This is a genomic window from Hyphomicrobium sp., from assembly GCF_009026145.1.
Classification (GTDB): domain Bacteria; phylum Pseudomonadota; class Alphaproteobacteria; order Rhizobiales; family Hyphomicrobiaceae; genus Hyphomicrobium_A.
In genome coordinates, this window is record NZ_WBUE01000008.1 from 35,817 (window position 1) to 61,629 (window position 25,813).

Genomic DNA, 25,813 nt, shown 5'->3' on the forward strand with positions numbered 1-25,813 from the left:
TAACCACGAATGCCCTGCTCAGCGGGGCGATTGTCACAATACTGCAAACTGAATCCGGTCATTGGAGCCCATCGTATGCAAAGGAGCCCTTGCTGCTCAAAGGGATGGGCATGGTCCACTACCGTACGCTGTTCATATCCGACGTCCACCTCGGAACTCGGTCTTCGCAGGCCAACCTGCTCCTGGACTTCCTGAGGGAGACGGAGGCCGACACCATCTATCTCGTCGGTGACATCATCGACTTCTGGCGCATCCGCCGCGGCGCCATCTGGCCGCAGGCGCACAACGACGTGCTGCAGAAGCTGCTGCGCAAGGTGCGCAAGGGCGCGCGCATCGTCTTCATTCCCGGCAATCACGACGAAGGCTTGCGCCAGTACTGCGGCCAGCACTTCGGCGGCATCGAGATCGAGCACCAGACGGTGCACACCACCGCCGACGGCAAGCGCTATCTCATCATCCACGGCGACGAGTTCGACGTCGTCGTGCGCTACGCCAAGTGGCTCGCTTTCCTCGGTGACCGCGGCTACGAGCTGGCACTATGGATGAATCACCCGCTGAACTTCATCCGTCGCCGCTTCGGGCTCGGCTACTGGTCGCTGTCGGCGCACCTGAAGCTGCGCGTGAAGACGGCGGTGAACTTCATCGGCGAGTTCGAGAAGTCGCTGTCCGACGAAGCGCGGCGCAACCAAGTCGACGGCGTCATCTGCGGGCACATCCACCACGCTGCTTCACGGCACATCGAAGGCGTGCACTATCTCAATACCGGCGACTGGGTGGAAAGCTGCACGGCGGTCGGCGAAAACTGCGACGGGTCGTTCGAGCTCATCCGTTGGCACGACGTCGTAAAAGCGCGCGAACGCGCGACAGCCGCCAAATTGGCCGAAGCTCTCCAGGTCGCGTGATGCGCATTCTCGTCGCGTCGGACGCTTGGCACCCCCAGGTGAACGGCGTAGTACGCACGTATGAGCGGCTCGCCATCGAGCTCGCGGCGCTCGGCGTCGAGATGACGGTGCTGGCGCCGCACGAATTCCGCACCCTGCCGTGCCCGACATACCCGGAAATACGCCTCGCCCTGCCGGGTCTGCGGCGGGTCGCTCAGCGCTTTCGCGCCTTCCGGCCCGATGCCGTGCACATTGCCACCGAGGGCCCAATCGGCTGGATGGCGCGACGCTATTGCCGGGCACGCGGCATCCGCTTCACCACCAGCTTCCACACGCGCTTTCCCGAGTATCTCAGCCAGCGATTCGCCATCCCTGCAAGCTGGACGCTGGCGTTGCTGCGTCGCTTTCACAATGCCGGCGCCGGGTTGATGGTGGCGACGCCATCGCTCGGCCGCGAGCTCGAGGGGCAAGGCTTCGAGCATGTCCTGCCGTGGACGCGCGGTGTCGACACGCGGCTGTTTCGGCCGCGCCCCGTGCGGCTGTTCGGCGAAGAGCCGGTGTTCCTCTACGTCGGCCGCATCGCAGCGGAAAAGAACATCGAGGCCTTCCTCGACCTCGACTTGCCAGGGCGTAAGGTGGTGGTCGGCGCCGGGCCGCAGCTCGAGGAACTGCAGGCGAGGTACACGGACGTGCTGTTCACCGGCAAGCGGACCGGCGAGGCGCTTGCCGAGTGCTATGCCTCCGCCGACGTATTTGTCTTCCCCAGCCGCACCGACACCTTCGGCATCGTGCTGCTCGAGGCCATGGCATCGGGATTGCCGGTGGCGGCGCTTCCCGTGTGCGGTCCCAAGGACGTGGTGACCAATGGCGTGACCGGCGTGCTATCCGACGATTTGCGCCACGCCGCGCTCGCTGCGCGCTCTCTCGATCGCGACCGCATCCGCGTCAAGGCGGCCGAATACAGCTGGGAGTATGCCGCGCGCCTGTTCCTCGCCAACATCACCGGGGCCTGCCTCAACGGTCAGGCGCGCACCCTGGCGGTGCGCAAGCTGCCTCTGGCCAAGGCCGCGCGGCCGCCGCAGGCTCGCATCTAGGCTTATGGCTTCCCTGCCGGGCGCGCGTTACCTGCTTTGGTATGGGCAGGCGGCCGCGTCTAAAGCTGAGCTGTCTGCGTTTCATGCCGAAATGCCCGCCTAGTGCATAGACACACGTGAAACGCCCATCCGAGCAGGACCGTTGCGGATTATTCCGCCTCGCGCTTGTCGGCCGCGAACTCGGCTTCGAGGGCCTTCTCCAAGGCCACCAGGTCCTGCGGCAGCGGCATGCCGTAAGCCTTGAGCTCATTCAGCTTTTCCATGAGCTGGAGGTACAGCTCATGGCGGTCCTGCGGCTCGTTCTGCATACGCGTCATCAGGATGCCGAGCTCCGCCTTGACGTCTTCGAAAGCCATGTGCCGTTCCTCGCTTATGCACCTGCAGGGTATCCCAAGCTATATGGCCCGTGGTTACCGACTACTCCACTGGGAAATCGAAAAAGGTGTTGGGGTACGGCTCGCCCCGCAGGGTGTAGTGCCACCACTCGCTGCGATTGTTGTAGAAGCCGCAGCCGCGCATGAACGTGCGCAGCAGGTTCCGGTTGCTGCGCTGCGCTTCGTTCACCCTGGACGAAGCCGTGTGCGACAAGCTCGAGAAGCAGTCGAAGCCGGTGCCCATGTCGGCGCTGCCGTCGTCGGTGCGCGGTCCCGCCTTTGAATCGCAGGCGCGGATGTCGAGGCCGGCCGGGTCGAACGCCGCGGGCTTGGCCTCCCGCGGCACCATGGTGAGATCGACCGTGCTCCCGCGGCTGTGGCCGGACCGCGAGGCGATGTAGTTCTCGCGGAAGAGGTTGCGCTTGTCGACATCGGGGTAATACGCCGATTTCATCTTTTGATCGCGCAGATCCCTGCCCCAGGCGACGAAGGCGTTGACGGCTCTTTGCGGCCGATAGCAGTCGTAGACCTTGAGCGCGTAGCCGCGCCCGCGCAACCCGTCGGCGGCACATTGCAGCGCCTGTGCGGCGGGGCGCGTCAGATAGCAGCGCGGCGACTTATAGCCGGGGATCGGACGGCCGACGAAGTTGTGCGGCGTCGCGTAGCGCATATCGACGACGAGATCGGGAATGAGCGTCGTGACATCGACGAAGCCGCGCGGCGGGGAGCCCGCGAGCGCCGCTGGCGCCGTGAGCAGAACGACAGCGGCGGCTAATGCACATCGCATGCGGGAGCGGGCTTGCTAGCCGGCCTTCTGATAGGTGCCGATCATCTGCGCTTCGGCGAGGACGTGTCCCTCCATCGCCATGAGCACCTGCGGCTTGGTCGGATTTTTCAGTCCTTCGAGCTTGGTGTCGAGCGCGTAGAGCTTGAAGAAATAGCGATGGCGGCCGATCGGCGGGCAGGGGCCGCCCCAGCCCGTCCGCTTCCAGTCATTGACGCCGTCCTTGGCGCCGGCGGGCAGCGTCGAGACGCTCTCAGGCAGCCCGGTCGTGTCGGGCGGCAGGTCGAAAAGCACCCAATGCACCCACGTGAGCTTCGGCGCCTTGGGATCGGGCGCATCCGGGTCATCGACGATCAGCACCAGGCTCTTGGCGCCGGCGGGGACCCCCGCGAAGGCGAGCGGCGGCGAGGCATCCTTGCCCTCGCAGGTGTATTTCGCCGGTATCTCATCACCATCGGTGAATGCGGTAGAGGTGATCTGCATGGCCATCGTGCGCCTCTAGAACAGCTTCATCCCCGGCGGCAGCGGCAGGCCGCCGGCCATCTCCTGCATCTTCGCCTGCAGCTTGGCGTCGAGCTTGCCCTTGGCATCCCCGGCGGCGGCGACGATGAGATCCTCGAGGATCTCCACCTCGTCCGCCTTGGCGAGGCTCGGGTCGATCTGCACCTTCTTCACGTCGCCCTTGCCCGTGAGCGTCACTCTGACGAGGCCGCCGCCGGACTGCCCGTCGATCTCCATGCCGGCGAGCTCTTCCTGCATCTGTTGCACGCGAGCCTGCATCTGGCCCACCTGCTTCATCATCCCCATCAGATCCTTCATGCGCTCATGCCTCCATTTGATTGCATCAGCCGGTGCCGGTTTCGTCGCGGCCCGGGCCGAGCAGCGGGCGGATTTCGGCGATCTTGGCGTCGGGGAATTGGTCGAGCACCGCTTTAACCGCCGGATGCGTCTTCAAAGCTTCGAGCTCGGCCGCCTCGCGCTCGCGCCGTACCTCGCCGCGCGGCCGTTCGCCCGCCGCCTTCGACAGCACCACGACCCACTTGCGCTGCGTCCAGGCATTGAGCTTTTCGCGCAGCTCGTTGGCGATCTGCGGCGGTGCGCCGGGCAACAGGTAAAGATCGATTGAGCCTGCCGCCGCATCGAACTTCACCAAGCTGACACGATCTTCAAGGTGCACCTTCAGCATCATGTCGCGCCGCGCGCCGGTAAGGGCGATGACCTCGTCGAAGGAGCGTGGATCGGCGCGCGCCGTCGGAGCGGCTGCAGCGTCATCGAGGGCGGCGTCGTCGAAGGTTGCATCGTACTCCAGATCAAGACCCGGATTCTCGTCATCGACGAAGGGCAGCTCATCCGATGGCGGAGTTGAGTACGTTGCGAGTGGCGCAGACGCGGCGACGGGCGGCGCTGGCGAGTCCTGGTTGAGCGGCGCATCCCGCGTGCCGCCGTTATCGGCGGGGACCGGCTTGCCGCTGCGGGCGAGCGCGCCTTCGCCACCGAGCAGGCGAATGACCTCATCGGGAGCCGGCAGATCGGCCGTGTAGGCCAGCCGGATCAGCACCATTTCGGCGGCCGCGCGCGGGTTTGCCGCTTTGGCCGTCTCCTCGCCGCCCTTCAAGAGCATCTGCCAGGCGCGCGACAGAAGCGGGGTCGACAGCTTGGCGGCGATCGAGGCGGCGCGGCGCCGCTCCTCGGCGCTCAAGCCCTCGCTGCCAGCCTCGACGCCGACAGCCTTGACGCGTGCGGCGGCATGCACCGCCTCGGCGAGGTCGCCGAGCAACTGCACGGGCTCGGCGCCATCGCGGTGCAACTCGTCGAGCGAGGTCAGCGCGGCCTTGGCGTCGCCGCGGAAGGCATGCTCGAGCAAATCGAAGATGCGGCCGCGGTCCGCCAGACCGAGCATGGATCGCACCGTTCCGACGCGCACGTCGCCCTCGCCCATGGCGATCGCCTGGTCGAGCAGCGACAGGCCATCGCGCACCGAGCCCTCGGCGGCGCGCGCGATCAGCGCCAGGGCATCGTCCTCAGCCTTCGCACCTTCCTTGGCGACTATATTGGCAAAGTGCGCGGCGAGCTCGGGCACGTCGACGCGGCGCAGATCGAAGCGCTGCGTGCGCGAAAGGACCGTCACCGGCACCTTGCGGATCTCGGTCGTCGCGAAGATGAACTTGACGTGCTCGGGCGGCTCTTCGAGCGTCTTCAGAAGCGCGTTGAAGGCGCCCTTCGACAGCATGTGGACTTCGTCGATGATAAAGACCTTGGTGCGGGCGATGATCGGCTTGTAGCGCGCGCTTTCGATCAGCTCGCGGATGTTGTCGACGCCGGTGTTGGAGGCGGCATCCATCTCGATCACGTCGGGATGCCGGCTCTCCATGATCTCGGCGCAGTGCCGGCCGAGCTCCGGCATATCGAAGGTCGGCGCCTTGACGGTCTCCGTCTCGTAGTTGAGCGCCCGCGCGATGATGCGCGCCGTGGTCGTCTTGCCGACCCCGCGCACGCCGGTCAGCATGTAGGCCTGCGCGATGCGCCCCGAGGCAAACGCGTTGCGCAGCGTCTTGACCATCGCTTCCTGACCGATCAGGTCGTCGAAGCTCTGCGGCCGATACTTTCGCGCCAGCACGACATAGGGCCTAGCGCCGCCTTCGGCGTCGCTCCGGTTCTTCCCGCTGTCGGATTTCTTCTTTGCCATGACCCTGCCTTAGGCCCGCAGGGCCTCGCGCCGCAAGTGCGGCCTGCGACCAGTCGCGCCCTCGCGGAAGGGCCAGCGCCCCGCGAGCGCGGCGAGCGGAACGGCCCGTGAGCGAGACTAAAGAGGAGGCTGACGAACGACCCGCGTCCTGATCGTTAGGGCTGCTTCCTTCCGGACCTGACCCGGTTGGCGAGGGATGCGTCCGCCGCCAACCTCCCGGGCCGATTATGGGGGGTCAGCCCGCGGGTTACAACCCTCCCCGGGGGGCGGGGCAATATCCATCCACGCCATGTCATCTTTCCGCTCCAGGATGAGCGCATGGAATGCAACCTGATGCGGCGCGGCACTATTGGACGCCGCAGATTTCTGCTTCCTGGTCTCCGGTCGTCATTGCGGGGGAAAGATTGCACATGAGGCATATTGCGTCGTTTTTTGCGTGCGTTTGCACGGTTGTTGCACTGCTGTCCCCGACCGCGCGCGCCGCCTGCCCCGAAGGCGAGGACCTCGACATCCAATTGCGCGACAAGGAGGTGCAGCGCCAGCTCATCCTCTCCGGCTTCCTCGCCGCCGAGATCGGCCGCGCCAACGAGAAGATGCTGCGCACCTCGATCGCGGATTTCCGTGCCGCCAACAGCCTGCCCGGCACCGATGAGGCCATCCTCACCGAAGCGGAATGCGATACGCTCAAGCACAACAACAATGCGGTCTATGCCTTCATCGGGTTCAAGCAGGTCATCAACCCGGTGAACCAGCTCAAGATGACCTTTCCCGCCGGCCTGTTGCCTCCCGAGGCGAAGCCATCGACGGAAACCTGGCAGGAATACGAGAACCCCAAGGTCAGCCGCGTCGGCATCGACGTGTTTCGCGTCTCGGGGCGCGAATCCTCCACCAACTCCTTCTCGCGCGGCTACCAGTCCTACGGCGCGCTGACGCTCACGTATCTCCACAACTCCGGATCGGAGGTCATTGCCGAGGGCGCCGGCAACCGGTGGGGATCACGCTACTTCTTCCACAACATGAACTTCGAGTACCAGGGCGGCCAGCGCGGCATCTATATTCGCTTCGACATGAGGCCGCCGGAGGGCTTCGTGCCGCCCCCCGAGATTCTCCCCGCCGCGCGATTAGAGAAGATCAAGAAGCAGATCGCCAAGCTCTACACGGCAGGCATCAACGGCGCGCCGATACCGAGCGAGAACGAGATCGCCTGGTCGCTGATCGCGCGCGCCGTGTTCAACATCGTCGCCTCCGATTTCTACGACCAGAACGGCTGGCGGGAGCTCACGACCAAGAACTGCGTATTCGGGTCGCAACGGCGCGCGCGGCGCGGCGGCGTGCGCATCGTGTTCGCCACCACGCGCGGGGTCGCCAACAAAGACGGCGACATGAGCACCATGTTCGGCAACACCGCAAGCGACAGAATCACCTTTGGCTGCGTGCAGGTGAACCCGCGCTTCTCGGTGGCGCGCGATACCACGTATCGTGGCGCCTGGCGCGGCGGCGCACGCGCGGCCAACTCGCGCATTAGGCTGCTCAGCGAGCCGATCGACCGCAGCACCGAGAACTACGTACGCATCATTGACACAGCTGCGGCGGAAGACGCCACGCACGCACTGCTCGTCATCCACGGCTACAACAACTCGTTCCTGGAGGCTGTGCAGGCGGCGGCCCGTATCGCCGGTGGCGCCGACTACAAGGGGCGCGTGTACATGTTCTCATGGCCGAGCGTCAGCCGGTCGCTGCGCTACCTGCAGGACGTCGACAACGCCGAGGAGGCGGAGGGCTCGCTGCAGGCGTTCCTGGCCGCCATGCTGCGCGACAACAACATCCGCACGCTCGACATCGTCGCCCACTCTATGGGCTCGCAGCAGCTGATGCGCGTCTTGGGCTCGATCCGCACCATCCTCGACGGGCGCCGTCACGAGGAAGGCACGCTGCGCCTGGGGCAGGTCGTGTTCGCCGCCCCCGACGTTTCGGCGGCGGTGTTCAACACCAAGATCCTCACCTGGGCGAAGCTCGCGCAGCGCGTGACGATCTACACCTCCGGCGGCGACTGGGTGCTGTGGCTGTCGTCCTTGCTGCGCGGCCTCAATGACCGCGCCGGGGGCCATACGCCTTGGGGCGAGCCGCTCTCCGTCAACGCCAGCAACGTCTATGTCGTCGACAAGACACCGCCCGAGTACGATTTCTGGAAGTTCTTCACCTACACGCACGCCGACTACGTCGACGACAAGGTGATCCTCAACGACATCCAGACTGTCATCACGGGCCTGCCGGCGGGAGATCCGAGCCATCGCGATCCGCACGGCAAGCGATTCAAAGCGCTGCCGTACAAGGGCGTGCACGGCAAGAGATACTGGGCGACGCTGCCCGAGGGGCCGATGGCGGAAGCGAAGGAAGCCGTGCAGGAGGGCCTCAAGCCTGCCCCGCCCGCCGCGTCACCTGCGCCGGCGGCGCCACCCACGGCGCAGCAGCCAGCGGTGCCACCGACCGCGACCGGCACCACGCGCTAGCGTTCCAACATCTAGTTGGGAAACGCCCCACGCGGCGCTAGCGCACCGGCTTGTCCGCTGTGATGCGGAGATTAGCGCTTGATGCTCCCCTTCCCGTCATGGCCGCGCAGGCGGCCATCTACGCAAATCTCCCCTTGCGCTACGGTGATTTGATGCGAGCGAGGCGTACACGCGCGGTGAACTTCGCCAAAAGAGTTTGCTCAAGCTGGCGCGGATGGCCGCCTGCGCGGCCATGACGATTCAAACGCAATATCTTTGCATCGGCTGGAGGGGTCGGCGCGAAATGCGCAGCATGAGCGACGGGTGAGGGGGTGCTTCCGATCTCAATCGGAAACGCGTCAAATGCAGCGGCCGCCATCGACCTCGAGCGCGACACCGGTGATGAAAGAGGAGGCCGGGTCGGCGAGAAACATCGCCGCGTTGGCAATATCGTGCGGCCGGGACATCCGCCCCAGGGGAATGGTGGCGAGGAACTTGGCGCGGTTCTCCGGCGTGTCGGGCAGCCCCATGAACTGCGTCAGCATGCCGGTCTCGCCCATTACCGGGTTGATGGCGTTGACGCGGATGTTCTTCGGCGCCAGCTCCGCCGCCATCGACTTGGTCAGCGTGATCACCGCGCCCTTGGAGCCGTTGTACCAGGTGAGGCCGGGGCGCGGGCGCACGCCGGCGGTGGAGGCAATGTTGATGATGATGCCGCCGCCGCGCTTTTCCATCTTCGGTACGGCAGCGATGGTCGACAGGTAGATGGATTTCACGTTGACGGCGTAGATGCGGTCGAACTCGGCCTCGCCGACCTCGAGCAGCGGCTGGTTGCGGTGCGTCACACCGGCGTTGTTGACGACGATGTCGAGGCCGCCGAAGGCTTCAGTGGCGGCGCGCACCATGGCATCGACGTCGACCTTCTGCGACACGTCGCCCTGCACGGGGATCACCTTGTCGCCGAAGCCGGAGGCGAACGCGCGCACCCCTTCGCCGTTGAGATCGGCGGCAACGACGCTGGCGCCTTCCAGCGCGAAGCGCTCGGCGATGCCGCGCCCGAACCCGGAGGCCGCGCCGGTGACGATGGCTACCTTGCCTTGAAGCTTCATTCCCACCTCACTCAGCGGATGCGCCGCACGGGGATCTTGCCTTCCGCGGCGAGGCGCGCAGCTTCGGCGCGATACGGGCTTGCCGGATAGGTGCCCAGCACCCGCTTCTCCGAGGAGAAGAACGACAGCTCCTCGAGCGCCAGGCGCACCAGGCGGTCGGCAGGATGCCCTTCGATGTCGGCGTAGAACATGGTGGCGTTGAAGGTGCCCTCGAGCTGATAGCTTTCGAGCTTCGTCATGTTGACGCCGTTGGTGGCAAATCCGCCCAGCGCCTTGTAGAGCGCCGCCGGCACGTTGCGCACCCGGAAGATGAAAGTGGTGATGACCGGGCCGTCGTCGGGATCGGCGTCGTCGGCCTCGGCCGCGAGCACGACGAAGCGCGTCGTGTTGTGCACCTCGTCCTCGACATCCTTGACGAGAATGTCGAGACCGTAAATCTCGGCGGCAAGCGAGGAGGCGATGGCGGCGAGCATTGGATCCTTGGCCTCGCTCACCATGCGCGCCGAGCCGGCCGTGTCGGCCTCGGGGACCGGCTTCAGGCCGAGCTCTATCAGCTTGCGGCGGCACTGGCCGAGCGCTTGGGTGTGACTGAGGACGCGTTTGATGGTCTTCAGGGAGGCGCCGGGGGTCGCCATCAACTGATGGCGCACGCGCAGGAAGTGCTCGCCGACGATGTAGAGGTCGGCCTCGGGCAACAGGTGGTGGATGTCGGCGACGCGCCCCGCCACCGAGTTCTCGATGGGGATCATGGCGAGGCGCGCCTCGCCCACCTTCACCGCCTGCAGCGCGTCCTCGAAAGTCGGGCAGGCGACGGCTTCCATTCCCGGGAAAGCCTCGCGGCAGGCAAGGTGCGAGTTGGCGCCCGGCTCGCCCTGGTAGACGATGCGTTCGGCGGCCGCGCGCGTCTGGCGGGGTGAATTCGGCATGATCACAAGCGGATGAATGAGCCGCGGCGCACGCGGCTTTTTATGGCGCGGCGGGGCGCGGAAGGTTCAGGCGGCCCCCAGGAGGCGGCGGGCCCGCTCGAGGTCGGCGGGAGTATCGACACCGAGCGGAACAGTGTCAACGACGCTGACGTCGATGCGCATGCCGGCCTCCAGGGCGCGCAACTGCTCCAGCTTCTCGCGCTTCTCGAGCGGGGAAGGTTGCAGCGACACGAAGCGGGCCAGCGCCGCACGCCGGTAGGCGTAGATGCCGATGTGGTGGTAAAGCGGGCCCTCGCCGTAGGGGGCGGTGGCGCGCGTGAAGTAGAGCGCCCGCAGGCGCCCGGGTGCGGCGAGCGGCGAGCCGACGACCTTCACCACGTTGGGGTTGGTGCGCTCCTCCACCTCGACGATCTCGGCGGCGAGGGTCGCGATGTCCGTTGCCGGCTCGGCGAGCGGCGCGACGCAGGCGGCGACGAGGTGCGGCTCGAGCGTCGGTAGATCGCCCTGCAGGTTGACGATGATCTCGGCGCGCGCGTCAGGATCGACACGGGTGATCGCCTCGAAGATGCGATCGGAGCCCGAGGCGTGATCGGCCCGCGTCATCACCGCCTCGCCGCCCGCCGCCTCGACCGCCGCCACCACCTCCGGCGCATCAGTGGCCACCACGACGCGGCCGGCATCGGCGGCAACGGCGCGACGCCATACCTGCACGATCATCGGGACGCCGGCGATGTCGACCATCGGCTTGCCGGGCAGGCGCGTCGCCTGCATGCGGGCGGGGATGACGACGAGCGTGTTCGGCACTGGTCCGCACCTAGCGTTGAGCCGAGGCAATTGGTCCCGGGCGCAGGCACATAGAACGGAGCCTGCCTCGGTTGCAAGCCGATGCGGAGTTTCTATAGTCCCCCCGATTGTTCGGCGGGGCCGGACGCGAGGCTGCGGAGCGGGTGGAATGCGAATCGATTCCTTCGAGGTTTCGAAAATTGTCGGTGCGTTTCTCTGTGCCTTTCTGGTCATCGTCGGCTTCCGCGTGGCGCTCGAAATTGGCGAGCACGACAAGGCACCGGAAAAGCCGGGCTACGTGCTGGCGACGCCGGAAGCGGCGCCCGCGGCGGGGCACAGTGCCGGTGGGGCGGCTCCGGCTGCGGCACCCGCTGCGCCGGCACCGGCAGCGAACGCTTTCGATCCCAAGGCGGTGGCGGACGCTGCCGCATCCGGCAACGCTCAGGCCGGCCAGAAGATTTTCGGCAAGTGCGCGGCTTGCCATTCGGCCGAGCCTGGCGGGCCCAACAAGGTTGGTCCCAATCTCGCCGGGGTCGTAGGCCGTCCCAAGGCGAGCCATGCCGGATTTACCTATTCGGACGCGCTGAAGGCCAAAGGTGGCGATTGGACGCTCGAGGATCTCGCGGTGTTCATTCACAATCCCAAGGGCTTCGTGGCCGGCACCAAGATGCTGTTCCCGGGAATTGCCGATCCGGGTGACCTCGCCGACCTGCTCGCCTACCTTAACAGCGTGAAATAACACCCCCGGGCCGCGCCGCTGCGCTCTGGGCGGCAAAATGACAGCAAGTTAACTCGCCCCGCGGCCCGGATTTTGCGACCCTCGGGGCGTTGGCATGTCTTGTAGGTCTCATACGGCGCGCGAAGCCATGAGATTTTTCGGCCGTAGCGACGCCTTTTGCCCTCCCGACCCGTGACTGAAAGGGAAAACGCCTGGTGCTTTCGCGTCTCGACGTCCCCGCCACCTGCCTCGCAGCCTTGCTTTGCCTCATCGTCGTCGCCCCGGCCGCAGCACAGGAGCCACCGGCAGGCACGGCGACCGAAGCCAGCCCTGCCCCGCAAGCGAACGAGCGCCACCATGCATTGTCGCTGGTCGGCGAACCGAAGTATCCCGCCGGCTTCGATCACTTCGACTGGGTCAACCCCGACGCGCCCAAGGGCGGCACGCTGCGCGGCTTCGCCGAGGGCTCCTTCGACAGTCTCAACCCATTCACCGTCAAGGGCGATCCAGCCGGCGGCCTCGGCCTCATCTATGATTCGCTGATGACGGGCAGCCCCGACGAGCCGTCTTCCGAGTATGGGCTCATCGCCGAGTGGGTGTCCTATCCGCCCGACTTTTCGTCGGTGACGTTCGGCATCAATCCCAAGGCGCGCTTCCAGGACGGCTCGCCGATTACGCCCGAGGATGTCGTATTCTCCTTCGAGGCGCAGAAGAAAGCCCATCCGCGGGCGGCCTTTTACTACAAGAACGTCGTCAAGGCGGAGAAGACCGGCGACAACGAGGTGACCTTCACCTTCGACGTCAAAGGCAACCGCGAGCTGCCGCAGATCGTCGGCCAGCTCATGATCGTGCCCAAGAAGTTCTGGGAAGGCACCGGCCCCGACGGCCAGCCGCGCGACATCACCAAGACGTCGATGGAGATACCGGTCGGCTCCGGCGTCTATCGCATCAAGAGCTTCGACGCCGGCCGTTCGATCACCTACGAGCGCGTCAAGGACTACTGGGCGAAGGATCTTCCCATCGCCAAGGGCCAGTGGAATTTCGACGAGTTCAAGCTGACCTACTTCCTCGACCGCACACCGGCCTTCGAGGAGTTCAAGTCGGGCAAGCTCGACTACTGGATGGAAAGCACCGCCAGCAACTGGGCTACCGGCTACGGCTTCTCGGGCATCGACAAGGGCTGGGTGAAGAAGGAAGCCATCCCGGTCAAGCGCGTGGCGCCGATGCAGGCGTTCGTGTTCAACCAGCGGCGAAAGCAGTTCCAGGATCCGCGCGTGCGCCGCGCCTTCGCTTTGGCCTTCAACTTCGAGGAAGCCAACAAAAAGCTGTTCTATAATTCGTATGTGCGCGTCGGCAGCTACTTCGACAATTCCGAGTTGGCTGCCAAAGGGCTGCCGCAGGGGCGCGAGCTCGAGATCCTCAACGAGGTGAAGGACGAGGTCCCCGCCGAGGTGTTCACCACCGAGTGGAACAACCCGGTCAACAACACGCCCGACGACTTCCGCAACCACATGCGTGAAGCCTCGAAGCTTCTCAACGAGGCCGGTTGGACGTTGCAGGAGGTCGTGCTCGACGACGGAAGCTGCGGCACGTTCTGCTCCATCATGCGCACGGTGGGGCTGTCGTCCGCCCCGAAGGCGAACCTCCTCCGCAACGCGCAAGGACAGACGCTAGACGCCGAATTCCTGCTCCAATCGCCCGACTTCCAGAAGATCGTGCTGCCCTACGTGCAGGACCTGCAGAAGCTCGGCATCAAGGCATCCATTCGCATGGTCGACGGCGCGCAGTACAAGCGGCGCGAGGATTCACGCGATTACGACATCATTGTCGACAACTTCGCCCAATCGGAATCGCCCGGCAACGAGCAGCGCGACTTCTGGGGCTCGGCCGCCGCCGACCGTGACGGCTCGCGCAACACCGCCGGCATCAAGAACCCGGCAGTCGACAAGTTGATCGACAAAGTGGTGTTCGCCAAGGATCGGGATGAGCTCTTAGCGGCGACGCACGCCCTCGACCGCGTGCTGTTGTGGAACTTCTACGTCGTGCCGCAGTGGCACTATCCATTCGAGCGGATCGCCTATTGGGACGTGTTCGGCCGCCCCGCCAAGTTGCCCTCGCAGACGTCGGCACTGTCGCAGGTCTGGTGGTTCGATGCCGACAAGCAGAAGGCGCTCGCCGCGGCGCGGAGACAGTGATGGTGGCAATGCAGGCAGCGCCCTTTGAACGACGCGCCCCAATGCTCACCCGCCTCGCCGCCCTCACCATCGCCGCGGCGGCGCTTGCCACGACCGCCAGCGCCGAGCCGCGCCACGGGCTGTCGGCCTTCGGCGAGCTGAAGTATCCGGCCGACTTCAAGCACTTCGAGTACGTCAATCCCGGTGCGCCCAAGGGCGGCCGCCTGGCGATGATCGGCACCGCCGGTCGCACCACATTCGACAGCTTCAACAACTACATCCTCAAGGGCGATTCCGCGCAGGGCCTCGAATACCTGTTCGACAGCCTGATGACGCGCGCCCTCGACGAGCCGGACGCCGTCTACGGTCTCGTCGCCGCCAGCGCCGAGGTGGCGCTCGACGGCAAGTCGGTCACTTTCACGATGCGGCCGGAGGCGAAGTTCGCCGACGGCACGCCGGTGACGGCCGATGACGTCGTGTTCTCCTTCGAGACGCTGAAGCAGAAGGGGCATCCGAATTTTGGGTTGTCGCTGCGCGACGTGGTGAAGGCCGAGGCGCTCGATCCGCATACCGTCCGCTACGAGTTTACCGGCGACCTCATCCGCGACCTGCCGCTCGTCGTCGCCGAGCTGCCGATCTTGTCGAAGGCCTACTACACGGCCCGCCCCTTCGATCAAACGTCGCTGGACAAGCCGCTGGGCTCGGGTCCCTACGAGATCGGGGCCTACAAGGCCGGCACCTTCGTCTCCTACAAGCGCCGTCCCGACTATTGGGCCAGGGATCTTCCCGTCAATCGCGGCCGCTTCAACTTCGACGAGCTGCGCTATGACTACTACCGTGACCGCACGCTGGAGCTGGAAGGGCTGAAGGCCGGCAGCTTCGACTTCCGCGAGGAGTTCACCTCCATCGACTGGGCCACCGGCTACGACGTCCCGGCGGTGAAGGAAGGCCGGCTCATACGGCTGACGATGCCCGACGAGCGCCCATCGGGAGCGCAGGGCTTCTTCATCAACACACGGCGCGAGCCGTTCAAGGACAAACGCGTGCGCGAGGCGCTCGGACTCGCCTTCGACTTCGAGTGGTCGAACAAGAACCTGTTCTTCGAGCTCTATACGCGCACGCAGAGCTTCTTCGAGAATTCCGACATGAAGGCCTCAGGGCCGCCGAGCCCGGAGGAGCTCAAGCTGCTCGAGCCATACAGGGACAGGCTGGCGCCGGAGGTGTTCGGCGAGCCGTACTCGCCCCCGGTGACGGACGCCTCGGGGCGCGACCGCAAGCATCTCAAGCGTGCGCGCGACCTGCTCACGGCGGCCGGTTACGGCGATGGCGGCAGACCGCTCACCGTCGAGATCCTCTCCTTCGAGTCCGGCTTCGATCGCATCGTCATTCCCTACATTGACAATTTGAAGCGCATCGGCGTCAACGCCTCGCTGCGCAGGGTCGACCCGGCCCAGTACGAGCGGCGCATGAAGTCGTTCGACTTCGACATGACCACGCAGCGCTATGCGCTGCGCCTGACGCCGGGCGTAGAGGTCAAGAGCTACTGGGGCTCCGATGCCGCCGCCATGGACGGCAGCTTCAATCTCGCCGGCATCAAGGACCCGGTCGTCGACGCCCTCATCACGAAGGTGATAGAAGCGAAGTCGCGCGCCGAGCTGGCGACTGCGACTCGCGCCCTCGACCGTGTCTTGCGCGCGGGTCAGTATTGGGTGCCGCACTGGTACAAGGCCATGCACAACGTGGCATTCTGGGACAAGTATGCGCGCCCGGCGGTAAAGCCGAAGTACGACGAGGGCGTGATCGAAACCTGGTGGTATGACGCCGACAAAGCTGCCAAGCTAGCCAAGAATTGAGCCCCGCTCCGATGGCCGCCTATCTCCTCAAGCGCCTCTTGCTGATCATACCGACGCTGTTCGGCATCATGCTGATCAGCTTCGCCATCATCCAGTTCGCTCCCGGCGGTCCTGTCGATCGCATCATCGCGCAGCTCACGGGGCACGATACATCCATCGTCTCGCGCATCGGCGGCGGCGGCACCGATACCCTGTCGAGCGGCAGCCAGGCACAGCTCGGCCAGGGCGCCGCCGAGGCGGTCACCTCGAAGTACCGCGGCGCGCAAGGGCTCGATCCGGAATTCATCAAGAGCCTCGAGAAGCAGTTCGGCTTCGACAAGCCGGCCTACGAACGCTTCCTCATCATGATGAAGAGCTTCCTGACCTTCGACTTCGGCAAGAGCTACTTCCGCGACGTCTCGGTGCTGCAGCTCATCAAGGAAAAGCTGCCGGTGTCGATCTCGCTGGGCTTGTGGATGATGATGCTCACCTATCTCATCTCCATTCCGCTCGGCATCCGCAAGGCTATGCGCGACGGGGAGCCGTTCGACGCCTGGACCAGCACCACGCTGGTCATCGCCTACGCAGTGCCGGGTTTCCTGTTCGCGGTGCTCCTGCTCATCCTGTTCGCCGGCTCGTCGTTCCTGCAGATCTTCCCGTCGCGCGGGCTGACCTCGGACAACTGGGATCAGCTCTCGCTCATCGGCAAGGTGGTCGACTATTTCTGGCACCTGACGCTGCCAATTATCGCCATGTCGCTGACGGCGTTCACGACGATGACCTTCCTCACCAAGAACTCGTTCATCGACGAGATCCGCAAGCAGTACGTGATGACGGCGCGCGCCAAGGGCCTCAATGAGAACCAGGTGCTCTATGGGCACGTGTTCCGCAATGCCATGCTGCTGATCATAGCGGGCTTTCCCGGCGCGTTCATCGGCGCCTTCTTCGCCGGCGCGCTGCTCATCGAGACCATCTTCTCGCTCGATGGCCTCGGGCTTCTGTCCTTCGAGTCGATCGAAAAGCGCGACTATCCGGTGATCTTCGCCACGCTGTGGATCTTCTCTCTGATGGGACTGCTGCTCAACATCCTGTCGGACTTCGCCTACACGCTCGTTGATCCGCGCATCGACTTCGAGAGCCGGGAGGTCTGAGGTGGATCTGCGCGCACTCGAAACGCCTTTGCCGCAATCGCAGCCGCCGCCGAGGGAGGAGCATCGCCGGCTACCCGAATGGCTGACGCGGCGCTGGCCGTCGCGCGACAAGCTGAGCCCCATCAACCAGCGGCGGCTGGACAACTTCAAGGCCAACCGGCGCGGCTACTGGAGCCTGCGGATTTTTCTCACGCTGTTCCTCGTCACGCTGTTCGCCGAGTTCCTCGCCAACGACCGCCCGCTGCTGGTGAGCTACAAAGGCGAGCTCCTGTCGCCGGTGCTCACCGATTACCCGGAATCGAAGTTCGGTGGCTTCCTCGCCGTCACCGACTACAAGGACCCGGTGATCCTCGACGAGATCAAGAACAACGGCTGGGCCTTCTGGCCGCCGATCCGCTATTCCTACGACACCATCAACAAGGATTACCCGGGGCGCAAAAGTCCAAGCGGGCTGTGCCTTGGGTACCCGGCGCCCCCGCCGTGGGCAACGAGCGCGCCCTTGTGCGACGCGCCGGCAGATCAGCTCGCCCGCTATAAGGCACTCGGCAATACGAACTGGCTGGGGCTGGACAACCAGGGGCGCGACGTCGTCGCACGCGTCATCTACGGCTTTCGTATCTCGGTTCTGTTCGGTCTGATCCTGGCGCTGCTGTCGGCGGCGGTTGGCGTCACGTCCGGCGCCGTGCAGGGTTATTTCGGCGGACGTACCGATCTCATTTTCCAGCGCTTCCTGGAAATCTGGTCCTCGGTGCCGTCGCTGTTCGTGCTGATCATCATCTCCTCGGTTCTGGTGCCCGGCTTTTGGACGCTGCTCGGCACGCTGCTGCTGTTCGAGTGGGTGAACCTCGTCGGCGTGGTGCGCGCCGAGTTCCTGCGCGCGCGCAACTTCGAGTACGTCAACGCAGCGCGCGCGCTCGGGCTGTCGCATCGCAAGATCATGTGGAAGCACATGCTGCCCAACGCCATGGTGGCGACCCTCACCTTCATGCCGTTCCAGCTGTCGGGCAGCATCGCCGCACTGACGGCGCTCGACTTCCTCGGCCTCGGCCTGCCGCCCGGCTCGCCCTCGCTCGGCGAATTGCTGCTGCAGGGCAAGCGGCATCTGGAGGCACCTTGGCTGGGCCTCACCGGCTTCTTCACCGTGGCGATCATGCTGTCGCTGTTGATCTTCATCGGCGAGGCGGTGCGCGATGCGCTCGACCCGCGCAAGACGTTCCGGTAGGTGCTGAGATGTCAAAAGCGCTTCTCGATGTCCGGGACCTATCGGTCGCCTTCGCGCACGGCGAGATGATCGCTGCCGACAAGGTGAGCTTCCGCATCGGCAAGGGCGAGACGGTGGCCCTCGTCGGCGAATCCGGTTCCGGCAAGACCGTCTCCGCGCTGTCGATCCTGCGCCTGTTGCCGTATCCGGCCGCCTCGCATCCCTCCGGCGAAGTGTGGTTCGAGGGCCGCGACCTCCTGAAGCTCAAGCCATCGCAGCTGCAATCGGTGCGCGGCGACCGCATCTCGATGATCTTCCAGGAGCCGATGACGTCGCTCAATCCGCTGCACACCATCGAGCGGCAGGTCGGCGAGGTTTTGCGCGTGCATCGGCGCATGGACGAGGCGGCAGTGCGCGCGCGGGTGCTCGAGCTCTTACACAAGGTCGGCATCCGCGAGCCGGAGAAGCGGCTCGACGCCTTCCCGCATCAGCTCTCGGGCGGCCAGCGCCAGCGCGTCATGATCGCCATGGCGCTCGCCAACGAGCCCGACTTGCTGATTGCCGACGAGCCGACCACGGCGCTCGACGTGACGATCCAGGCGCAGATCCTCGAGCTCCTGAAGCAGCTGCAGCGCGAGATGGGCATGGCCATGCTGCTCATCACCCACGACCTCGGCATCGTGCGCAGGATGGCCGAGCGCGTCTACATCATGCAGGCCGGCAAGATCGTCGAGGAAGGCGCCACCGAGGACATCTTCACCAAGCCGCAGCACGCCTACACCAAGCAGCTCCTCGCCGCCGAGCCCAAGGGTGCCCCGCCCACGGCCAACGACAAGGCGCCGGTCGTCGTCGAGACCGACGACCTCAAGGTGTGGTTCCCCATCAAGCGAGGCTTGCTCCGCCGCACCGTCGACTACGTCAAAGCGGTCGACGGGCTGTCGCTGAAGCTGCGGCAGGGGCAGACGCTGGGCGTCGTCGGCGAATCGGGCTCCGGCAAGACGACGCTCGGCCTCGCCATCCTGCGCCTCATCTCGTCGGACGGCCCGGTCGTCTACATGGGCAAGCGCATCGACGGGCTGACGAGCCGCGAGATGCGCCCCCTGCGCAAGGAAATGCAGATCGTATTCCAGGACCCCTACGGCTCGTTATCGCCGCGCATGTCGGTGGGGCAGATCATCGAGGAAGGGCTGACCATCCAGTCCCCCGAGTTGACATACGAGCAGCGCCGCGCGCGCGTCAGCGCCGCCCTGAAGGAGGTTGGCCTCGACCCCAAGGCGCAGGACCGCTACCCGCACGAGTTCTCCGGCGGTCAGCGCCAGCGCATCGCGATTGCGCGCGCCATGGTGCTGCAGCCGAAGTTCATCATGCTCGACGAGCCGACGAGCGCGCTCGATATGTCGGTGCAGGCGCAGATCGTCGATCTGTTGCGCGACCTGCAGAAGAAGCGCGACCTCGCCTACCTGTTCATCAGCCACGACCTCAAGGTCATCCGCGCCTTGTGCAACTACGTGATCGTGATGCGCAACGGCAAGGTGGTCGAGGAGGGTGCGGCCGCCGAGGTGTTCTCGCGTCCGAAGGAGGACTACACCAAGGCCCTGCTCGCCGCCGCCTTCGACATCAAGGTGGCGCACAAGAGCGCGCTTGCCGTCTGAGCAATCCGCAGGTCTGCAGGAGGAGGGACAGCCATGCCGGAAGCAGCACAGCCACGGCTGAAGCTCTATCACGCCACACCGTCGCGCTCCTCGGTGGCCATGTGGATGCTCGAGGAGATAGGCGAGCCATACGAGGTCAAGCTGCTGAGCCTCAAGGACGGCGACCAGCGCAAGCCCGAGTACCTGGCCATCAATCCAATGGGCAAGGTGCCGACGCTCGATGATGGCGGCACCATCGTCAGCGAGGTTTCCGCCATCTGCTGCTATCTCGCCGATGCCTATCCCAAGGCGGGGCTGGCGCCGCCGATCGGCGACAAGCTGCGCGGGCCTTATCTCAAGTGGCTGTTCTACGCGCCGAGCTGCATCGAGCCGGCGATGATCGACAAGGCGCTGAGCCGACCGCCGGCGCCGCGCACGATGGCCGGCTGGGCCGATTATGACACCGTCATCGCCACGCTGCGCGAGGCAACCGCGAAGGCTTCGCCGCATCTCCTCGGTGAGCGCTTCTCGGCGGCCGATGTCGTGATCGGCTCCAGCCTCCGCTGGGGAATGCAGTTCAAGCTGCTTCCGGAGCTGCCCGAGTTCGTCGCCTATACGCAGCGCCTGGCAGCACGCCCTGCGTTGCAGCGGCAAATATCCAACGACGAGGCATTTGCACGACAGATGCGCGGCTGAAAGATATTCCGCTTGAACGTGCGCCGCTTTGCGGCATCGTAGTCGGCACCGATCATCCGACATTCGATAGCGATGCTGCCCGACGACGTCTTCCGCTCACGGCTTCAAACGACGATCACGGCGTTGCGCTACTGGGCGCCGTCGATCGCGGATGCCGCGCACCTGGAAGAAACGGAGACGGGCGACTATTGGAAGATCGCTGTCACGCCGTCGGTGGCTAGTGCTTGCCCGTTTGAGCTGATTTTACACGCTGATCAGCGTTACGATCTCGCCATTGCCGACGAGACGTACGAGAATCGGCCGATCGACTCCTTCGATTGGTTCGTGCCGTTCGCCGAGGCCGTCGCCGAAGGCAATGTCGTGCAGCGCCATTGGATCAGCAAGCTGACGGGGCTGGAGCGCTCGGTGGAGACGCTGGTCACGCTGCCGAACGGCGGTATCTGGCGCGAGGCGCGCGGCGAGCCGCACCTGATGCCCAGCATCGACGACGATGGAACCGAATTACGCGAGCGCCGCTTCCTGCCCTATAGGCGGTGACACGAGGGAGAGAAGCTTTGCTTGCGGCAATGTCGCGCGAGCTGATAGCCGCGCCTAAGGCGCGGGGCGCCTTGCGCCCTTGCCCGCTTCGCGGGCGAAGTGACGTGTCAACTGTGGCGGCCAAGAAGGATTCGCACCTTCGAGCACGCAAGACCCTAACCTCTCCCCGGTGGGGAGAGGTCGGAAGCGAATGCAAATGAGCTTCCGGGTGAGGGGGTGGAGCGGTCAGACGATGTCTTTGCCCGATAGCGCAGGGAGCCGCTTCACGGCGGCAATCTCGGCGCCGAGCTTGGCGATGCGCTCGATGGCCTCGGGCAGTGTCTCCGCGGCGACCTGCATATGGTGCGCGTTGGCGTGCACCAGCGTAACGCTGTCGGCCATGATGCCGACGTGGCCCTTCCAGTAGATGAGATCGCCGCGCTGCATGCCCTCGAGCACGTCGGGGATCGCCACCTCGGTGCCAAGCTCGGCCTGCTGCATGTCGGTGTCGCGGGGGGCGGCGATGCCCGCAGCCTCGAGCGTGACCTGCACCAGACCGGAGCAGTCGATGCCAAGCCGCGTGCGTCCACCCCATAGGTAGGGCGTACCGATGAAGCGCTCGGCGAGCTCGACGAAGTCGGGCGCCCGACGGCCGCGCTCGGCGACATGCCGGGTGACGACGAAACCGCCGCCCTTGAGCATCAGAAAACGCTCGTCGCCGCCGGCGATGCACAGCTCGGCGTTCATGCTGAGGTGCATGAGCGGCGGCGATTTGATGTCGGGCACAGGGTAGACGAAGGTGCCCAGCGCCCGCACCCGATGGGTCGGCTCGTCGATCTCCGGGGAAAGTGCATCGAAGGGGACATAGCCAACGTAGCGATCGCGCGTGAGCTGTACCCAGGCCCAACCCTCGCGCTCGTCGTAGACAGTGACCGTCTCACCGAACAGGGCTTCGGTCTCGAACCCGACCGTGGGCGATGGGCGGCTGCGCAGCGGCACCGCCGCGCGTATGACTTGCGCCGGATAGCCCTGCACGTAGCGGGGGGCGCTGACCCGCCCATAGAGGCTCTCGGCGGCAAGGTCGGGCCGGAACACGTTGCGGCGTGCATCGAGCGGTGCCGCGCGTTGAGGCGCGGATTGAGCCTTTATCTCTTCGTCCGCAGCGCTCATCGGTCGAGCTCCTTGGCGAGGACGGCATAGAGGGCGCGGGCTACCTGCGGCTCGCCGCCGCGCGGTCCCAGCGCATTGGCCAGCAGGCGCCAGCCGAACAGGTCGAAATGCGCAAAGCGCTGCGCCCGGCCGGCAAAGCGCTTCAAAAACAGCGCGGCCGTGATCGAGCCGGCGAAGGGGGCCTCCCACACGTTGTTCATGTCGGCGACCGGGCTCTCCAGCTTGCCATCGTAGCCCGGCCACAGCGGCAAGCGCCATACCGGGTCACCGACGCCCGCCGACATCGCAACCATCTGGGCCGCAAACGCATCGTCGTTGGTGAACATCGCCGGCAGGTCGGGCCCCAGCGCGGCGCGCGCTGCGCCGGTGAGCGTGGCGAACACGAACATACTGTGCGGGGCTTCCTCGTCGGCGAGCGCGATGGCATCGGCGAGCACGAGGCGGCCTTCCGCGTCGGTGTTGCCGATCTCGACCGTGGTGCCGGCGCGCGAGGTCAGCACGTCGCCAGGGCGGAAGGCATCGCCCGAGATGCTGTTCTCGGCGGTGGGAATGAGCACGCGCAGGCGCAGGCCCAGCTTCTGCGCCATGATGATATGGGCGAGGGTCAGCACCACGGCAGCGCCGCCCATGTCCTTTTTCATCAGCAACATGGCGCTCGACGGCTTGATGTCGAGGCCGCCGGTGTCGAAGGTGATGCCCTTGCCGACGAGGGTCACCGTGCGCGCGCCTTCCTGGCCCCAGGTGAGGTCGATCAGGCGTGGGGCGCGCGAGCTGGCCCGGCCGACGGCGTGGATCATCGGGAAGTTCTTGGCCAGCAACTCCTCGCCGACCGTGACGTCGATGCGCGCGCCATACCTCTGGGCAAGATCGCGCGCGGCGGCCTCGATCTCGGCCGGCCCCAGGTCGGAGGCGGGCGTGTTGATGAGGTCGCGGCCAAGGCGAACCGCCTCGATCGTGTTCACCGCCAGATCGCGGTCGGCACCCTGGGGAAGGCGCAGGCTCGCGGCCGGTGCCCCGCCGTTGTTCTTGGTCTTGTAGCGGGTGTAGCGATACCCGCCGAGCCCCCAAGCGATGGCGGCGAGCGTCGGGTCGCGCGGCTCCTTGGCCAGCCGGTAGGTGCCGGCCGGCAGCGACTGCGCCAGCTGGCCGATGAGCAACTCCGAGGTCCCGCACGGCTCTCCCGCGGCGCCATCGCCGAGGCCGAAGAGGACGCCGGCGATGCGGCCGTCGGCGCCGGGCACCAATGTCTGTTGCTTGGCAGTGCCTTTGAACCCGACACCCTCGATCCAGGTGCGTTGCTCGACCGAGAGCGGGAGCGCGTCGAGGGAGGCATCCTTGCCCACCGCCCAAATCGGGATTTCATTCTCCACCGTCCCGCCGCTGATCAAGATTTCATCGACGGCGGACTTGGCGCACTTCATCGGTTCATCGCTCATGTGCGGACGCTCACTGCTGGCAGGCCGTGACGGATCGGTCGTGAGTTGCCATAAATCCCCAGCCGACTCGCGCGGCGCACAAGACAGGATCACGGAGGGCAAGGCAAGAGCATGGCCGCAAACCGGTATCGCCTGGTGATTGGCAATAAGAATTGGTCGAGCTGGAGCCTGCGGCCGTGGCTGGCCATGCGCCGCCTCAAGCTGCCGTTCGAGGAGATTAACGTACGCCTGCGCCTGGCGGATTCGAAGGCCGAGATCATGAAGTACAGCCCCTCCGGCCTCGTGCCGCTGCTGCTCGACGGGGACATGGCCATTTGGGACAGCCTCGCCATCCTCGAATACCTGGCGGAAGCGCATCCGGATGCGGGCTTGTGGCCGGCCGACCGGCGGGCGCGGGCGTTGGCACGCTGCGTGTCCGCCGAGATGCACTCCGGCTTTGCCCCCCTGCGCAACACCTGCTCGATGGAGCTGCTGGCAACGAATCCGCTCGACTCGGTTCCGGAGGATGTCGAGACGAACGTCCGCCGCATCATCGCTATCTGGCGGCAGTGCCGTGGGGACTTCGGGAATGACGGCCCGTTCCTGTTCGGCGCCTTCACCGCCGCCGACGCCATGTATGCGCCCGTCGCCTCGCGCTTTCGCACCTATCTGCCCGACCTTGCCAAGTACGGTGACGACGGCACGGCGGCAGCCTATGTGGCCACGATCTTTGCCATGCCAGAGATGGAGACCTGGACCGAGGGGGCTAAGGCCGAGGTGGCCTCGGCGACATGACCGGCTGGCGTCTTAACGCCTGCTTAGCGAGGCTTAATCGTTTATTGAGAAGTGTCTCACAACCTGACGGTCAAAGGACAGAGATTCGGGCAAGTGGCCCGCCCTCTGCTCCGCACCGCTCAGGGAGACCACGATGGCGTCCGCTTCGCATCGGCAATCGGCAGCTCGCAGGCTACGGCAGGGGGGCACCATTGCGGCGCTCACCGCCGCGCTCATGCTGGGCGCCTGCGGCCAGACGCTGAAGCCGGGTGGCGGCGACCTTCTGTCCATCAACAGCCCCGAGAATATGGCGGCGCGGGCGACGCGGCGGCCGGCTCAGCCGACGCAAACCGCTTCGCAGGCGGCACAAGGCGGCATCGGGGATGATCTGCTGAAGGCCACCGACTATTGGGGCAAGGCCTATGCCCAGAGCCCGCGCGAGCTTCAGCCCGCCCTCAACTATGCGCGCAATCTCAGGGCCATGGGCGAGAAGCGCCGCGCCCTGGCGGTGCTGCAGCAGGCGTCGCTCTATCACGGGCAGAGCCGTGAGCTCGCGAGCGAATATGGGCGGCTGGCCCTCGATCTCGACCAGGTCAACGTGGCCAAGCAGCTGCTCGCCATTGCCGACGACCCAGGCAATCCCGATTGGCGGGTGGTCTCGGCGCGGGGAGCGGCCCTCGCAAAGGAGGGCAACTACAACGAGGCGATCCCCTATTTTCAGCGTGCTCTGAGCCTGGCGCCCGATCAGCCATCGGTGCTGAGCAACCTCGCCCTTGCCCACGCCATGAACGGCGAGCCAGGCGAGGCGGAGCAGATGCTGCGGCAAGCGGCGGCAACGGACGGCAACTCGACGCGCATCCGCCAGAACCTTGCGCTCGTGCTCGGCTTGCAGGGCAAATACGACGAGGCGAAGTTGGTCGCCGCCCGCGATATTCCGATGACGAATGCCTCGGAGAACGCCGACTACCTGCGTCAGGTGGTGAAGCTCGATCCGAAGTCGGTACCCAACTCAGATCCGCAGCCGGCGGAATGGAACGTCGAAGCCAAGATCGCCGCGGCGCCAGTTGCTCCGCCTGCCTCGATCGAGGAGCCCGTCGTCGCCGCGGCTCCGGTGGAGAAGGTCGCCGACGTGCAGGGGTTGCCACCGCCGGATACTGACGCGGCCGGCGATACGGCTTGGGTCGTCTCGACCGAGGCGCCCGCCGACCCGCCCCGCGCCGAAGCGCCCCCAGCGAAAGTTCTCTCGGTTGCCGAGATGGCAAAGCAGTTCGCCGTCAGCGAGGACGAGGTCGCGGCCAAGCAGCCGAAGAAGGCCGCCGCGCAGCCCGAGCAGCCATCCGGCAAGACGGCAGCGGCTGGTAAGTCCGACGGCTGGTCGCCGCTCATCGCCCAGGCCAAGCGCTGATCCG

At 65.7% G+C, this 25,813-nt stretch carries 23 protein-coding genes and 1 other RNA gene; 13 read left to right on the forward strand and 11 right to left on the reverse strand.

From position 1 onward, the window contains the following. The first annotated feature begins 104 nt into the window (after positions 1 to 104). On the forward strand, positions 105 to 902 hold the full coding sequence (locus F9K20_RS08605) for a UDP-2,3-diacylglucosamine diphosphatase (protein ID WP_291000250.1): 798 nt from the start codon (positions 105 to 107) through the stop codon (positions 900 to 902). Continuing rightward, complete coding sequence (locus tag F9K20_RS08610; protein ID WP_290999985.1) at positions 902 to 1,975, forward strand: glycosyltransferase family 1 protein; 1,074 nt, start codon at positions 902 to 904, stop codon at positions 1,973 to 1,975. The genes F9K20_RS08605 and F9K20_RS08610 overlap by 1 nt, the downstream gene beginning before the upstream one ends. Before the next feature lie 149 nt (positions 1,976 to 2,124). Here F9K20_RS08610 and F9K20_RS08615 read toward each other — a convergent pair whose 3' ends face one another. The 6 genes from F9K20_RS08615 to ffs form a co-directional block, all read right to left on the reverse strand. After that, the gene (locus F9K20_RS08615; RefSeq protein ID WP_290999988.1) at positions 2,125 to 2,331 is read right to left on the reverse strand and encodes a hypothetical protein; all 207 of its coding nucleotides are present in this window, start codon (positions 2,329 to 2,331) and stop codon (positions 2,125 to 2,127) included. 61 nt (positions 2,332 to 2,392) lie between these two features. Then, positions 2,393 to 3,136 (reverse strand): M15 family metallopeptidase, encoded by a 744-nt coding sequence (locus F9K20_RS08620; protein WP_290999991.1) that lies wholly within the window; start codon positions 3,134 to 3,136, stop codon positions 2,393 to 2,395. Between the two features lie 15 nt (positions 3,137 to 3,151). Next, positions 3,152 to 3,616 carry a YbhB/YbcL family Raf kinase inhibitor-like protein gene (locus tag F9K20_RS08625; protein WP_290999993.1) on the reverse strand — a complete coding sequence of 155 codons (465 nt, stop codon included), beginning with the start codon at positions 3,614 to 3,616 and terminating at the stop codon, positions 3,152 to 3,154. Between the two features lie 15 nt (positions 3,617 to 3,631). Then, on the reverse strand, positions 3,632 to 3,952 hold the full coding sequence (locus tag F9K20_RS08630; RefSeq protein WP_290999996.1) for a YbaB/EbfC family nucleoid-associated protein: 321 nt from the start codon (positions 3,950 to 3,952) through the stop codon (positions 3,632 to 3,634). Between the two features lie 25 nt (positions 3,953 to 3,977). Beyond that, a complete protein-coding gene (locus tag F9K20_RS08635) occupies positions 3,978 to 5,819 on the reverse strand; it encodes a DNA polymerase III subunit gamma/tau (RefSeq protein WP_290999999.1) in 1,842 nt (613 codons plus the stop codon). Positions 5,820 to 5,940: 121 nt separating this feature from the next. Beyond that, an RNA gene (gene ffs / locus F9K20_RS08640) (signal recognition particle sRNA small type) lies at positions 5,941 to 6,036 on the reverse strand. A gap of 193 nt (positions 6,037 to 6,229) precedes the next feature. Here ffs and F9K20_RS08645 point away from each other — a divergent pair. Beyond that, positions 6,230 to 8,329 carry an alpha/beta hydrolase gene (locus tag F9K20_RS08645; protein WP_291000002.1) on the forward strand — a complete coding sequence of 700 codons (2,100 nt, stop codon included), beginning with the start codon at positions 6,230 to 6,232 and terminating at the stop codon, positions 8,327 to 8,329. Positions 8,330 to 8,667: 338 nt separating this feature from the next. Here the strand turns inward: F9K20_RS08645 and F9K20_RS08650 are convergent, their stop codons facing one another. The 3 genes from F9K20_RS08650 to F9K20_RS08660 all read right to left on the reverse strand — a co-directional run bounded on the left by F9K20_RS08650 (position 8,668) and on the right by F9K20_RS08660 (position 11,147). Then, complete coding sequence (locus F9K20_RS08650) at positions 8,668 to 9,417, reverse strand: SDR family oxidoreductase (RefSeq protein ID WP_291000005.1); 750 nt, start codon at positions 9,415 to 9,417, stop codon at positions 8,668 to 8,670. Positions 9,418 to 9,428: 11 nt separating this feature from the next. After that, on the reverse strand, positions 9,429 to 10,343 hold the full coding sequence (locus F9K20_RS08655; RefSeq protein WP_291000008.1) for a prephenate dehydratase: 915 nt from the start codon (positions 10,341 to 10,343) through the stop codon (positions 9,429 to 9,431). A 66-nt stretch (positions 10,344 to 10,409) separates the two neighbouring features. Continuing rightward, positions 10,410 to 11,147, reverse strand: a complete 738-nt coding sequence (locus tag F9K20_RS08660; RefSeq protein WP_291000011.1) for a 3-deoxy-manno-octulosonate cytidylyltransferase — start codon at positions 11,145 to 11,147, stop codon at positions 10,410 to 10,412. Between the two features lie 148 nt (positions 11,148 to 11,295). On the opposite strand from F9K20_RS08660, the gene F9K20_RS08665 reads away from it, so the two are divergent. The 8 genes from F9K20_RS08665 (at position 11,296) to F9K20_RS08700 (ending at position 21,066) form a co-directional block, all read left to right on the forward strand. Then, the gene (locus F9K20_RS08665; protein ID WP_367115833.1) at positions 11,296 to 11,865 is read left to right on the forward strand and encodes a cytochrome c family protein; all 570 of its coding nucleotides are present in this window, start codon (positions 11,296 to 11,298) and stop codon (positions 11,863 to 11,865) included. Between the two features lie 194 nt (positions 11,866 to 12,059). Then, positions 12,060 to 14,039: an extracellular solute-binding protein gene (locus F9K20_RS08670; RefSeq protein ID WP_291000013.1), complete on the forward strand. Its 1,980-nt coding sequence runs from the start codon at positions 12,060 to 12,062 to the stop codon at positions 14,037 to 14,039. 41 nt (positions 14,040 to 14,080) lie between these two features. Then, positions 14,081 to 15,871 carry an extracellular solute-binding protein gene (locus F9K20_RS08675; RefSeq protein ID WP_291000016.1) on the forward strand — a complete coding sequence of 597 codons (1,791 nt, stop codon included), beginning with the start codon at positions 14,081 to 14,083 and terminating at the stop codon, positions 15,869 to 15,871. Between the two features lie 11 nt (positions 15,872 to 15,882). Then, positions 15,883 to 17,001 carry a microcin C ABC transporter permease YejB gene (locus F9K20_RS08680; RefSeq protein WP_291000018.1) on the forward strand — a complete coding sequence of 373 codons (1,119 nt, stop codon included), beginning with the start codon at positions 15,883 to 15,885 and terminating at the stop codon, positions 16,999 to 17,001. A gap of 82 nt (positions 17,002 to 17,083) precedes the next feature. Then, on the forward strand, positions 17,084 to 18,223 hold the full coding sequence (locus F9K20_RS08685) for an ABC transporter permease (protein ID WP_291000255.1): 1,140 nt from the start codon (positions 17,084 to 17,086) through the stop codon (positions 18,221 to 18,223). 8 nt (positions 18,224 to 18,231) lie between these two features. Then, positions 18,232 to 19,854 (forward strand): ABC transporter ATP-binding protein, encoded by a 1,623-nt coding sequence (locus F9K20_RS08690; protein ID WP_291000019.1) that lies wholly within the window; start codon positions 18,232 to 18,234, stop codon positions 19,852 to 19,854. Positions 19,855 to 19,887: 33 nt separating this feature from the next. Further along, positions 19,888 to 20,529, forward strand: a complete 642-nt coding sequence (locus tag F9K20_RS08695; protein ID WP_291000021.1) for a glutathione S-transferase family protein — start codon at positions 19,888 to 19,890, stop codon at positions 20,527 to 20,529. Between the two features lie 72 nt (positions 20,530 to 20,601). Continuing rightward, positions 20,602 to 21,066 carry a hypothetical protein gene (locus tag F9K20_RS08700; protein ID WP_291000025.1) on the forward strand — a complete coding sequence of 155 codons (465 nt, stop codon included), beginning with the start codon at positions 20,602 to 20,604 and terminating at the stop codon, positions 21,064 to 21,066. 225 nt (positions 21,067 to 21,291) lie between these two features. Here F9K20_RS08700 and F9K20_RS08705 read toward each other — a convergent pair whose 3' ends face one another. Both F9K20_RS08705 and F9K20_RS08710 read right to left on the reverse strand, forming a co-directional pair. Then, positions 21,292 to 22,215, reverse strand: a complete 924-nt coding sequence (locus F9K20_RS08705) for an NlpC/P60 family protein (RefSeq protein ID WP_291000027.1) — start codon at positions 22,213 to 22,215, stop codon at positions 21,292 to 21,294. Continuing rightward, on the reverse strand, positions 22,212 to 23,651 hold the full coding sequence (locus tag F9K20_RS08710) for a leucyl aminopeptidase family protein (protein ID WP_291000030.1): 1,440 nt from the start codon (positions 23,649 to 23,651) through the stop codon (positions 22,212 to 22,214). Before F9K20_RS08710 ends, F9K20_RS08705 begins: the two co-directional genes overlap by 4 nt. A 111-nt stretch (positions 23,652 to 23,762) precedes the next feature. On the opposite strand from F9K20_RS08710, the gene F9K20_RS08715 reads away from it, so the two are divergent. Further along, on the forward strand, positions 23,763 to 24,425 hold the full coding sequence (locus tag F9K20_RS08715; protein WP_291000033.1) for a glutathione S-transferase family protein: 663 nt from the start codon (positions 23,763 to 23,765) through the stop codon (positions 24,423 to 24,425). A gap of 133 nt (positions 24,426 to 24,558) precedes the next feature. Beyond that, positions 24,559 to 25,809, forward strand: coding sequence for a tetratricopeptide repeat protein (locus F9K20_RS08720; protein WP_291000035.1), 1,251 nt, complete (start codon positions 24,559 to 24,561; stop codon positions 25,807 to 25,809). The last annotated feature ends 4 nt before the right edge of the window (positions 25,810 to 25,813 follow it).

Excerpts from the sequence above, each read along its gene's own strand:
- F9K20_RS08690 (WP_291000019.1), top strand. The coding sequence starts at position 18,232 with ATGTCAAAAGCGCTTCTCGATGTCCGGGACCTATCGGTCGCCTTCGCG.
- F9K20_RS08715 (WP_291000033.1), top strand. The coding sequence starts at position 23,763 with ATGGCCGCAAACCGGTATCGCCTGGTGATTGGCAATAAGAATTGGTCG.
- F9K20_RS08635 (WP_290999999.1), bottom strand. The coding sequence starts at position 5,819 with ATGGCAAAGAAGAAATCCGACAGCGGGAAGAACCGGAGCGACGCCGAA.
- F9K20_RS08680 (WP_291000018.1), top strand. The coding sequence starts at position 15,883 with ATGGCCGCCTATCTCCTCAAGCGCCTCTTGCTGATCATACCGACGCTG.
- F9K20_RS08615 (WP_290999988.1), bottom strand. The coding sequence starts at position 2,331 with ATGGCTTTCGAAGACGTCAAGGCGGAGCTCGGCATCCTGATGACGCGT.
- F9K20_RS08620 (WP_290999991.1), bottom strand. The coding sequence starts at position 3,136 with ATGCGATGTGCATTAGCCGCCGCTGTCGTTCTGCTCACGGCGCCAGCG.
- F9K20_RS08665 (WP_367115833.1), top strand. The coding sequence starts at position 11,296 with ATGCGAATCGATTCCTTCGAGGTTTCGAAAATTGTCGGTGCGTTTCTC.
- F9K20_RS08645 (WP_291000002.1), top strand. The coding sequence starts at position 6,230 with ATGAGGCATATTGCGTCGTTTTTTGCGTGCGTTTGCACGGTTGTTGCA.
- F9K20_RS08625 (WP_290999993.1), bottom strand. The coding sequence starts at position 3,616 with ATGCAGATCACCTCTACCGCATTCACCGATGGTGATGAGATACCGGCG.
- F9K20_RS08655 (WP_291000008.1), bottom strand. The coding sequence starts at position 10,343 with ATGCCGAATTCACCCCGCCAGACGCGCGCGGCCGCCGAACGCATCGTC.
- F9K20_RS08720 (WP_291000035.1), top strand. The coding sequence starts at position 24,559 with ATGGCGTCCGCTTCGCATCGGCAATCGGCAGCTCGCAGGCTACGGCAG.
- F9K20_RS08700 (WP_291000025.1), top strand. The coding sequence starts at position 20,602 with ATGCTGCCCGACGACGTCTTCCGCTCACGGCTTCAAACGACGATCACG.
- F9K20_RS08605 (WP_291000250.1), top strand. The coding sequence starts at position 105 with ATGGGCATGGTCCACTACCGTACGCTGTTCATATCCGACGTCCACCTC.
- F9K20_RS08675 (WP_291000016.1), top strand. The coding sequence starts at position 14,081 with ATGCTCACCCGCCTCGCCGCCCTCACCATCGCCGCGGCGGCGCTTGCC.
- F9K20_RS08710 (WP_291000030.1), bottom strand. The coding sequence starts at position 23,651 with ATGAGCGATGAACCGATGAAGTGCGCCAAGTCCGCCGTCGATGAAATC.
- F9K20_RS08695 (WP_291000021.1), top strand. The coding sequence starts at position 19,888 with ATGCCGGAAGCAGCACAGCCACGGCTGAAGCTCTATCACGCCACACCG.
- F9K20_RS08650 (WP_291000005.1), bottom strand. The coding sequence starts at position 9,417 with ATGAAGCTTCAAGGCAAGGTAGCCATCGTCACCGGCGCGGCCTCCGGG.
- F9K20_RS08705 (WP_291000027.1), bottom strand. The coding sequence starts at position 22,215 with ATGAGCGCTGCGGACGAAGAGATAAAGGCTCAATCCGCGCCTCAACGC.
- F9K20_RS08610 (WP_290999985.1), top strand. The coding sequence starts at position 902 with ATGCGCATTCTCGTCGCGTCGGACGCTTGGCACCCCCAGGTGAACGGC.
- F9K20_RS08630 (WP_290999996.1), bottom strand. The coding sequence starts at position 3,952 with ATGAAGGATCTGATGGGGATGATGAAGCAGGTGGGCCAGATGCAGGCT.